Origin of the sequence: Streptomyces sp. NPDC006529 (genome assembly GCF_040611795.1) — a bacterium.
Lineage (GTDB): Bacteria > Actinomycetota > Actinomycetes > Streptomycetales > Streptomycetaceae > Streptomyces.
Map to the genome: position 1 here is coordinate 16956 of NZ_JBEXPB010000065.1, position 10627 is coordinate 27582.

Annotated in this window: 8 protein-coding genes; 7 read left to right on the forward strand and 1 reads right to left on the reverse strand. The window is 72.2% G+C overall.

Features of this window, described 5'->3' with window-relative positions; genetic code table 11:
• The first annotated feature begins 144 nt into the window (after positions 1 to 144).
• The 4 genes from ABZY31_RS29015 (at position 145) to ABZY31_RS29030 (ending at position 7432) form a co-directional block, all read left to right on the forward strand.
• A complete protein-coding gene (locus tag ABZY31_RS29015) occupies positions 145 to 4968 on the forward strand; it encodes a DUF6531 domain-containing protein (RefSeq protein ID WP_356416111.1) in 4824 nt (1607 codons plus the stop codon).
• A gap of 30 nt (positions 4969 to 4998) precedes the next feature.
• On the forward strand, positions 4999 to 6012 hold the full coding sequence (locus ABZY31_RS29020; protein WP_356416114.1) for a hypothetical protein: 1014 nt from the start codon (positions 4999 to 5001) through the stop codon (positions 6010 to 6012).
• Positions 6013 to 6070: 58 nt separating this feature from the next.
• Complete coding sequence (locus ABZY31_RS29025) at positions 6071 to 6613, forward strand: SMI1/KNR4 family protein (protein WP_356416117.1); 543 nt, start codon at positions 6071 to 6073, stop codon at positions 6611 to 6613.
• 198 nt (positions 6614 to 6811) lie between these two features.
• Positions 6812 to 7432, forward strand: coding sequence for an L-threonylcarbamoyladenylate synthase (locus ABZY31_RS29030; protein WP_356416120.1), 621 nt, complete (start codon positions 6812 to 6814; stop codon positions 7430 to 7432).
• Between the two features lie 135 nt (positions 7433 to 7567).
• Here ABZY31_RS29030 and ABZY31_RS29035 read toward each other — a convergent pair whose 3' ends face one another.
• Entirely contained in the window at positions 7568 to 7918 is a 351-nt protein-coding gene (locus ABZY31_RS29035; protein ID WP_356416122.1) for a UBP-type zinc finger domain-containing protein, read from the reverse strand.
• A 180-nt stretch (positions 7919 to 8098) separates the two neighbouring features.
• Between ABZY31_RS29035 and ABZY31_RS29040 the strand changes: the two genes are divergently transcribed.
• The 3 genes from ABZY31_RS29040 to ABZY31_RS29050 all read left to right on the forward strand — a co-directional run bounded on the left by ABZY31_RS29040 (position 8099) and on the right by ABZY31_RS29050 (position 10490).
• Entirely contained in the window at positions 8099 to 9325 is a 1227-nt protein-coding gene (locus ABZY31_RS29040; protein ID WP_356416124.1) for a sensor histidine kinase, read from the forward strand.
• A gap of 44 nt (positions 9326 to 9369) precedes the next feature.
• A complete protein-coding gene (locus tag ABZY31_RS29045; protein WP_356416126.1) occupies positions 9370 to 10044 on the forward strand; it encodes a response regulator transcription factor in 675 nt (224 codons plus the stop codon).
• Between the two features lie 131 nt (positions 10045 to 10175).
• Positions 10176 to 10490, forward strand: coding sequence for an SHOCT domain-containing protein (locus tag ABZY31_RS29050; protein ID WP_356416129.1), 315 nt, complete (start codon positions 10176 to 10178; stop codon positions 10488 to 10490).
• Positions 10491 to 10627 lie beyond the last annotated feature (137 nt).

Here is a 10627-nt window from a genome sequence, read left to right on the forward strand (position 1 = left end):
GAGCAAGCGGAGGTCCTGCTCGCCCGGGCCGGCCTCTAGACGAGTACGGCGGCCCTCCGCCTCCGGATGCACGGATTCCTCGTCAGAAACCATCTGTGGTACGAATGTTCGGTTACTCGGTCATGCGTACCACGGGGGTGGGACATGTCAGTCACGGTGCCCGAGTGGGCGGACACACTGCTGGACCTCATCGGTGTGGCCTGGCCCAACGTCGACGAGGACGCCTACCGCGACATGGCCGACGCGCTGCGGGAGTTCGCCGACGACCTCGAGGACGACGGGCAGCTCGCCAACAACCACTTCGAGCGGCTGCTGTCCTCCGGCAAGGGCGAGTCGATCGAGGCGCTGAACGAGCACTGGAACACGGTCAAGGGCAAGCACTTCAAGGACATCGCCGGCGCTGCCCGGACCATCGGCGGGGCGATGGACCTGGCCGCCGGGGCCGTCGAGGGCATGAAGCTGGCCGCGCTCGTCCAGCTCGGCTACCTCGCCTCCGAGGCCGGGATCGCGATATCCCTGATCCCCGTGACCGGCGGTCTCTCCGCCCTCATCGGCGCCGGTGCGATGCGTGCCACCCAGGAGGTCATCAAGCGCCTGATCAAGGAGTGCGTCGAGGAAGCCGTCGGCTACATCGTCTCCGCCCTCACCGAACCCGCGGTCTCCGCGCTGGAGGAGATGGCCGCGGACCTCGTGGTCCAGCTCGGTGCGATGGCGATCGGCCTCCAGGACGGCGTCGACCTCGGCCAGACCAAGAAGGCCGGCAAGGACGGCTTCGACAGCGGCGTCCAGGGCGGCAAGGAAGCCATGCACCTCGCCTCCGCAGGCGGCGCCACCGGCGGCCCCGGTGGTGGCGGCCCCACCGGCACCGGCCTGGTCGACCTCCAGATCGACCACGACGAGCACGACCGCGCCGGCACCCAGCTGAACACCGTCAGCACCCGCATTCACGGCAAGACCACCGCCAAGCTCGGCAAGGCCAAGAGCCACCACGGCCGCACCCGCGGCCGCGACTCCATCGCCAGCGCCATCGACCCCATCGCCGACAAGGCCATGGCCGCCCTCACCAAGGCCACCAAGTCCATGGGCGACCACGTCGGCAAGACCCTCCCCAAAGCCGTCAAACAGATCTCCACCGACCACAAGAACAACGACGACGCCATCCGCGACCGCATCAACCGCCAGAAGCTGAAGGACGGCGAGGACAAGCAGTCCAAGGCCGGTGGACCCGGACGCAAGGGACCTGGTACCGGCGGGGACGCCCGTACCAAGCCGGACTCCGTGCAGGGCGCCAAGGAGGATCCGCGGGCCAACGGCGTGTCCCTCGAAAAGACCGTCTGCAAGAACGATCCCGTCGATGTCGCGACCGGCAAGATGCTGCTGCCGCAGACCGACCTCTTCCTGCCGGGGGTGCTGGCCCTCTCACTGCGCCGCACGCACGTGTCGACGTACCGTTACGGGCATTGGTTCGGCCGTAGTTGGGCCTCCACCCTCGACGAGCGCATCGAGGTCGACACCCTCGGCGGGGGCGCCGTCTGGGCGCGTGAGGACGGATCCGTCCTGGTCTACCCGCGTCTGCCGCGGCCCGACGGCGAACTCGTGCTCGCCCTCGAGGGCGAGCGCCTCCCCCTGGCCCACGGCGGCGAGGACGACGGGGAGAGCACGTACGAGATCCGCGATCCGTACAGCGGGTTGATCCGCAGGTTCACCGGAAGCCCCTACCGTGCCTCAGCCGCGTACTGGCTCAGTGAGATCGAGGACCGCAACGGCAACCGCATCGCGTTTTCCCGCCGCCCCGACGGCGCACCCACCGCGGTGACGCACTCGGGCGGGTACGTGGTCCAGGTGGCGGCCGACACCTCCCGGATCACGAGCCTCGCCGTGCGCGGCCCCGACGGACCCGAGAGCGTCCTCGGTTACGGGTACGACGCGTTGGGCGACCTCACCGAGCTGTTCGGCCCTGCCGGTCCCGAGGGTCCGGCGATGCGGTTCACCTACGACGCGGACAGCCGTATCACCTCCTGGACCGACCGCAACGGTTCCACTTTCCGGTACGTGTACGACAGCGTGGGCCGTGTCGCCCGCACCGTGGGCCCGGACGGCATCCTCTCCTCCACCTTCTCCTACTCCGTTCACCCCGACACCGGTCACCACGTCACCCGGTACACCGATTCCACCGGCGCCACCACGGTCCTGTACATCAACGACCGCCTCCAGGTCGTCGCCGAGACGGACGCCCGCGGGCACACCACCCACCTGGCTTGGGACAGCCACGATCGGCCCCTCAGCCGCACGGACCCTCTCGGCCGCACCACCACGCTCGAGTGGGACGAGTCGGGCGACCTCGTCGCCGTCCGGCTGCCGGACGGCAGCACGTCCACCGCCCGCTACAACCAGGACCACCTCCCCGTCGAGGTGACCTCGGCGGACGGCACGGTCTGGCGCCAGACCTTCGACGAGCGGGGAAACTGCACCAGCGCCCAGGGACCCGACGGAGCGCTGACCCGGTTCACCCACGACGTGACGGGCGCCGTCGCCACCGTCACCGACGCGGTGGGTCGCCACACCCGTATCCGCTCCAACGGCGCCGGCCTACCCCTGGAGGTTGGATCCGGCCCCGGCGCGGACCCGGGCCCTGCCGCTGACACCACACGGGTGGAACGGGACCACCGGGGCCGCCCCACGCGCGTCACCGACCCGCTGGGCCGCACGGAGTCCTACGTCTGGGACGCGGACGACCACCTGCTGGAGCGGACGGCCGCCGACGGGAGCCGGGAGGCCTGGGCGTGGGACGCCGAAGGCAACTGCCTCACCTACACCGACGCGGCCGGCGGCACCTGGAACAACGAGTACGGCCCCTTCGACAAGCCCGTGGTCCGCACCGCCCCGGACGGCGCCGTGCACCGCCTGCGCTACGACACCGAGCTGCGCGTGGTGGAGGTCACCAACCCCCTCGGCAACAGTTGGCACTACAGCTACGACGCGGCGGGAAACCTGATCGGCGAGACCGACTTCGACGGCCGGAGCAGCCACTACGTCTTCGACGCCGCCAACCAGATCACGCGACGCACCACCCCGCTCGGCGAGAGCATCACCTACACCTGGGACTCCTTGGGACGGCTGGCGACCCAGGACGCCGCCGGCGCGGTGACGGAGTACGCCTACGACCGCACGGGCGCCCTGGCCGAAGCCCGCACGGCCACGTCGGTGCTGAGCATCGAACGAGACCTCGTCGGAAGGGTCCGTGCGGAGACCGTCGACGGCCGGACCATCCGGTATGACCATGACCAGTCGGGCCGCCGCACCGGCCGCACCACGCCGACCGGCGCCGTCAGCCGCCTCGCCTACGACGCGCTGGGCCACCGGACGTCGATCGCAGTGGACGGCCATGCGATCTCCTTCGGCCACGACCCGCTGGGCCGTGAGGTCACCCGCGTTTGGGGCTCCCCCGAGGCGCCGGTCACCCTCACGACGGCCTGGAGCAGCATCGGCCGACCGACGGCCCAGACGCTCACCGCGGCCGCCGAGGCCGAGCCGCTCAGATCCCGTACGTACGGCTACCGCCCGGACGGATACCCCGTCTCGGTCACCGAGCACACCGCGGGGACCGCCGTCCTCGATCGGCAGATATCCCTGGATCCGGTCGGGCGGCCCGTGGCCGTCGAATCGGCCGACTGGTCCGAGGCCTACGCCTATGACCGGGCCGGAAACCAGACGGCCGCGAACTGGCCCCCGGCAGCCGGCCGCGCCGACGCCCGCGGGCAGCGCGCGTACGACGGCACCCGCCTCCTGCGGGCGGGCACCGTCCACTACGAACATGACGCAGCCGGACGGGTCGTTCTGCGGCGCCGCACCCGTCTCTCCCGCAAGCCCGACATCTGGCGCTACGCCTACGACGCCCAGGACCGCATGACGTCCTGCACCACGCCCGACGGCACCGTGTGGACGTACTCCTACGACCCCCTCGGCCGCCGCAGTGCCAAGCACCGCCTCGCGGCCGACGGGCGGACGGTGGTGGAGAGCGTGCGCTACACCTGGGACGGAAGCGTGCTGGTGGAGCAGAGCGACGACACCACCGGGACCGTCCTGACCTGGGAACACGACGGGCACAGCCCGGTCAGCCAGTACGAGCGCAAGGTGCTGGACGGGGAAGAGGTCGACGCACGGTTCTTCGCGATCGTCACCGACCTGGCGGGCACACCCACCGAGTTGGTGTCCCCCACCGGGGAGACGGCCTGGCACGCGCGCACGACCACCTGGGGAGCGACGGGCTGGAACAGGGACGCGACCGCTTACACACCGCTGCGTTTCCCGGGCCAGTACGCCGATCCCGAGACCGGGCTGCACTACAACTTCTTCCGGCACTACGACCCCGACACCGCCCGGTACACGACCCTCGACCCCCTGGGGCTCTCCCCCGCCCCGAATCCGTCGGCCTACGTCGTCAACCCGTCCGTCTGGGCCGACCCTCTCGGACTGGCGCCCAAGCGCTGCCAGCTCGACGGCTACGACTGGGAGGGCAGCGTCCGCTACGGCCGGCTGGACAGCATGGGGCGCCCCACAGGCGTCTACGCATGCATCCGGCCCGAGATGCTCAACACGGGAACCGAGGCCGGCAGGGTGCGGCCCCCGGGCTGGCGCGGCGACGGAAACGCGTTCAACGAAGCCCGCGGACACCTCTACGCCAACCGTCTCGGCGGGCACGGTACGGGCCGGTACGCCCACCAGAACCTGGTGACGGAGACCCAGACCCCCACCAACACGCCCGAACAGCGCCTTTCGGTCGAGGACGTCATCTTCCGGCAGGTGGACGGTCCCCTGGACGAGATAGTCCAGTACAACATCGTCCCGAAATATCATGGCTCCAACCCCATCCCGCACGAGATCCACTTCACCGCGCACGGAAACAAGGGGTTCACCTTCTCCTACATACTCGAGAATCCCGCCGCCTACCCCAGGACCGGCGTCTAAAGTGCCCGCTGGAACGCCGAGGAGCCGTTCATGACCCGCATCACGCCCCCGCGCCCCGTCGACATCGAAGCGCTGTTCCCGGCTCTGGCCGGGTTCCGGCGCACGGCCACGCGCCTGCACCCCCGCCCGGGCGGGCCCTCGGCCCAGGACAGCTCGGTCGCAGGGCCCATGCTCTGGCCTGCCGACGAGCCCTGGCCGGTGTGTACCGCTGTTCACCCCAAGGGCACGGGGTACCGCATGGCGGACGTGCGCCGTGCCCGCCTCATCGATGCGGACTCCCAGGGGCGGGACAAGACCGATGAAGAACGCCAGGCTCTCGCCGGTCTCCAACGGGCAACCCACGCCCCGGAGATCCGCGACGAGGACCCCGTACCCCTGCTGGCGATCGCGCAGCTGTGGGCACGTGACATTCCGGATCTGCGGGGCCCGGAGGGGTACGACCTCCTCCAGGTCTTCTGGTGCCCTTTCGAGGCGCACGGACCCGACCAGAGCGTCGAAGTGGTCCTGAAGTGGCGGCGCGGCGCGGACACGCGGGGCACCTTGAGCGAACAGCCCGAGCCCGCCGTCGTGGGCCGACCCGAATGCGTGCCCGAGCGTTGCGTCGTCCACCCCGAGCAGATCACCGAACACGAATACATCGATCTGCTCCCCGCAGACCTCCGGGACGCCATCGACGCATGGCAGGAAGACCTCCTCGACGAGGGCGAGGGCGAGGACGAGGACGACGATCCGTTCGGGATCGAGTACGGGAGCGCACTGTCCCTCGCGCCCGGTTGGAAGGTGGGCGGTTTCGCCACCTGGCACGCCACCGACCCACGGCCCGTGGACTGCCGGACGTGCGGGACGCCGATGCCACCGCTCCTGACGGTGCACCACGTCGAATGGGACCCCGCCTCCGCGAGCTGGGCCCCCGAGGAGGACCGGCGCCCCGACCTCTACCGGCACGTGATCACCCCCACCAAGGTCTACCTCGGCCGCGGATACATGCGCATCCACACCTGCCCCACCAACCCCTGGCACCCGCACCAGCTGAGCTTCCAGTAACACTCCACCATCCTCAACCTGCCCAAGAGGTGGCGGAACCCGAGCTGAAGGAGCGTCCGTGAACCCCGCCATCATCCGCCTCGCCCAAGCCATCCCCCCGTCGGACGCCCCCCGCACCCATGACTGGGCGCGCGTTGAACATGAACTCGGCACGGTCCTGCCGGGCGACTACAAGCAGTTCGTCGACCTCTACGGCGGTGGGCTCTTCGACGACGCCATCTGGCTACTGGAGCCGGGTTGCCCCAACAAGCACTACGACCTGCTCAGGGTGAACCGCGAACGCGTCGAAGCGCAGCAGGGCCTCTGGAGGGGCGGCGAGCCCAAGCCCGCCGAGCTGGACGCAGCGGGATCCCGCATCATCGCGTGGGCCGTGACGGAGAACGGTGACTGCCTGTACTGGCTGGTCCGTCCCGGCGACGAACCCGAACAGTGGACCGTCGCGATCAAGGAGGGACGCGGCCGGGAATGGGAGTTCCACGCTCAGTCCTGTTCCGCATTCCTGCGGTCCGTCCTTGTGGCCGGCGACATCGAGTCCGACCTGTTCTACGACCTGCCGACGGAAGCAGCACATCAGTTCGCTTCGATCGCCGGTTTCCTGTGAGTTCCCGACGTCTCGGGGGCACCGGCGCACCGACGCGGGCATCCACCGCCCACGAGAGGTCCGCCTTCCCGACTGTTGCGCCTGGGCGGCGGCGGTGCGACGGCCGCTGCTGACCACCGTACCGATGGCGCGTACCCGGCCCGTTCCCACGCGATCGCTTCCGTACGCATGGCGGTCCTGATCACGTACGCTCGGCGGATGGCGAAGTATTTCGATGTGCACCCCGAAAACCCCCAGCAGCGCACGATCGGCAGCGTCGCCGACAGCATCCGTGCGGGCTCGCTCGTCGCGTACCCCACGGACTCCTGTTACGCGTTGGGCTGCCAGCTGGGCAACCACGACGGCGTCAGCCGGATCCGTTCGATCCGGCAGCTCGACGACCGTCACCACTTCACCCTCGTGTGCCAGAACTTCGCGCAGCTGGGTCAGTTCGTCCACGTCGACAACGACGTCTTCCGCGCGATCAAGGCGGCCACCCCCGGCAGCTACACCTTCATCCTCCCCGCCACGAGGGAGGTGCCGCGCCAGCTCCAGCACCCCAAGAAGAAGACCGTCGGCGTGCGCATCCCCGACCACGTCGTCACCCAGGCGCTGCTCGCCGAGCTCGGCGAACCGCTGCTGTCGAGCACGCTGCTCCTGCCCGACGAGCCCGAGCCGATGACGCAGGGCTGGGAGATCAAGGACCGCCTCGACCACGTGCTCGACATCGTCGTGGACTCGGGCGAGTGCGGGACGCAGCCGACCACGGTCATCGACTTCTCCAGCGGCGAGGCCGAGATCGTCCGGCGCGGCGCGGGCGACCCCAGCCGGTTCGAGTAGCAGCGGGCCGTCCCGGCGCGGCGGCGGGGACCGGACGCGCGCCCCGCGCTCAGGCCCCGCCGTCGACCAGCCGCCGGAGCCCGGGCGCGTACAGGTCCGCGCGTTGGTGCCCCCAGCGGCTGGGCGGCGATCAGCTCAACCCTTGTGCACCCCTCCGTCCGCCCCTTGCCGCGGCGGATCCGGTACGAGGAACAGCTCGTCCGCGTAGCACCACGCCCACCGCTCGCCCGGCTCGGCCGAACGGGCCACCGCGTGCCCGGTGCTTTCGGCGTGCGCCCACGCGTGGGCACCCGGCGAGCTGTCGCAGCAGCCGGTGTGCCCGCAGAGCAGGCACCTGCGCAGGTGGACCCACTTCCCACCCTCGGCGAGGCACTGCCCGCACCCCCGCGGGCCGGCGACGGGCTCGGCCACGGGGAGCCCGTCGAGATGCCCGCACCGTGCCTCCCGGGCCCGCCCGGCGTCGGGGGCGATCCTCCACCCGGTCATGGGACCTCCCTTCCGAACCCGCGCGTCCCTTGCCCCGCACTTCGCCCGCGGAGGCCCCTCCGGATGCCGCGACCCCGCGGCCACCCGCGCCCGTACGTCCCCGCCGTACTCCGCGGGGAGTACGTCCGCACGCACCGTCCGGCGGACGACGAGCCGCCCCCGGCCGACTAGCGTGGCCGCATGGCGGAGCGGCGGACACAAGAACGGGAGCGCGAGCGGCGGGAGTACGGGCCCGGGCGCACGCGGCGTCGGACCGGCGCCGGCGGGCCCCCGTGGCGGGCCGCGCTGGTCGTCGCCGTGGTCGCCCAGGCGGGCACCGGCTGGGCCGAGCACCTGCAGCCCGGCCGGCAACCGCTGGGCTGGGCCGGCCGCGCCCTGCTGCTGCTCGGCCCGCTGCTGCTCCTCCTGGCCCGCCGGTACCCGGTGGCCGTCGTGGGCGGCGTCTGCGCCGTCACCCTCGGCTACCTGGCGGCCGGGTACCCGTACGGCCCGGTCTTCTTCGGCGTGGCCGTCGCCTGCCTGTTCGCCGTTGCCGCGGGGCACCGGTACGCCGCGTGGACCTCCGTCGGGCTGCTCTGGGCGGGACACCTGGCCATCGCCCACTGGCTCTACCGGTGGCTGCCGCCCTCCGGGGACGGGCCCGCGTCCTGGGCGGGCGAGGGGCCGGTCATCGCGTGGGGCCTCGCAGTGCTCGCGGGGTCCGAGGTGGTGCGCGTGCGCCGGGAGCAGCGGGCCCGCGACCGGGCCGAACGGGCGCTGGCCGAGCGGCGCCGGGCGGACGAGGAGCGGCTGCGGATCGCCCGCGAGCTGCACGACGTACTGGCCCACAGCATCTCGGTGATCAACGTGCAGGCCGGGGTGGGGCTGGCGCTGCTGGATGCCGATCCGGAGCAGGCCCGTACCGCCCTGCGCACCATCAAGGAGGCCAGCAAGGAGGCGCTGGGCGAGGTCCGTCAGGTGCTCGGCGCCTTGCGCGCGCCGGGTGCGGCGCCCCGTGCGCCCGCTCCGGGGCTCGGCCGGCTCCCCGAACTCCTCGCCCAGGCCGCCGCCGCGGGGCTCACCGTCTCCCTGGAGGGCGAGGCCGACGGCCGCGGCCTGTCACCGGGAACGGACCTGGCCGCCTTCCGGATCGTGCAGGAGGCCCTGACCAACGTGGTGCGGCACTCCGGTTCCCGCACGGCGCGGGTCCGTCTGGCCCGCCCTGCCGGCGCCCTGGAGCTGACGATCGACGACGACGGCCCGCCCACGGGCGGTAATCCGGGCGGCAGCGGCAGCGGACTGGCCGGAATGCGGGAGCGGGCCGCGGAGCGCGGTGGCAGCATCGAGGCCGGGCCCCGGCCGGACGGCGGCTTCCGGGTGGTGGCGCGGCTTCCGCTGGGGGGCGGCGCGGGAGGGGAGCGGGCATGAGCGCGGCGGAAAGCGGCCCGGTGGCGGCGGACGGGGGTACGGGGATGATCCGTGTTCTGCTCGCCGACGACCAGCAGCTCGTCCGGGCGGGTTTCCGGGCCCTGCTCGACGCCCAGCCGGACATCGAGGTGGCTGGTGAGGCCTCCGACGGGGCCCGGGCCGTCGAGCTGGCGCGCGCGCTGCGCCCGGACGTGGTCCTCATGGACATCAGGATGCCGGTGCTCGACGGGCTGGCCGCCACCCGGGCGATCACCGGGGATCCCGCACTGGGCTCGGTCAAGGTGGTCGTGCTCACCACCTTCGAGCTGGACGAGTACGTCTTCGAGGCGATCCGCGGCGGCGCCGGCGGCTTCCTGGTCAAGGACACGGAGCCGGAGGAACTGCTGCGCGCGGTGCGCGCGGTGGTGGCGGGTGACGCCCTGCTCTCGCCCGGGGTGACGCGCCGCCTGATCGCGGAGTTCGCGGCGCGCTCGAAGGTGCCGCAGACCTCTGCCGCGGCCGGGGAACTGCACCGGCTGACGCAGCGCGAGCGCGAGGTGGTGGCGCTGGTGGGCATGGGGCTGTCCAACGAGGAGATCGCCCGCCGCCTGGTGGTCAGTCCGCTGACGGCCAAGACGCACGTCAGCCGGGCGATGGTGAAGGTGGGCGCCCGCGACCGGGCGCAGCTGGTGGTGCTGGCGTACGAGTCGGGGCTGGTCCGGCCGGGCTGGCTCGGCTGACGTACGACGGGCGGGGTACTCCCCCGGGGGTACGCGTACTGCCGCCGGGGGTACGACGACCGGGGCGCCCCGCCGGGGCGAGGCTCGGGGTGACGGATCAACCCCTTCCGAGGAGCGCAGTCGTGATGGACATGAACACCCTGGCGTACGACGGGCCCAGCCCGTGGATCCTGTTCTTCCCGCTCGTCTGGGCGGCCGTGATCTTCACCGTGGTCACGGTGCTGCGCCGCACCGGATGGCGCGGCGGGCGCGGTGGGCGCGGCCCCTGGGCGTCGGCCGGGCGCGCCCCGTACGGCGAGAACTCGCCGATCGCGATCATCGGCCGGCGGTTCGCCTCGGGCGAGATCGACGAGGACGAGTACTGGCGCCGACTGTCGGTGCTGGACGAGCAGTTCGGCCGGGCCGGCGTCGACGGCGGCGGACGGGGCCGGGACATGCCCGTCTGAGCCGGTGATCAGGAGACGGCGAAGGAGCCGGGGGGCCGCGGGGGGGGACGCCGCGGCCCGCGCCCGGGGGGGGGGCCCGGGGGGGGGCGGGCGGGGGGGCGCGTGGGGTGGGCGCTGGTGCGGGGGGGGTGGGGGGC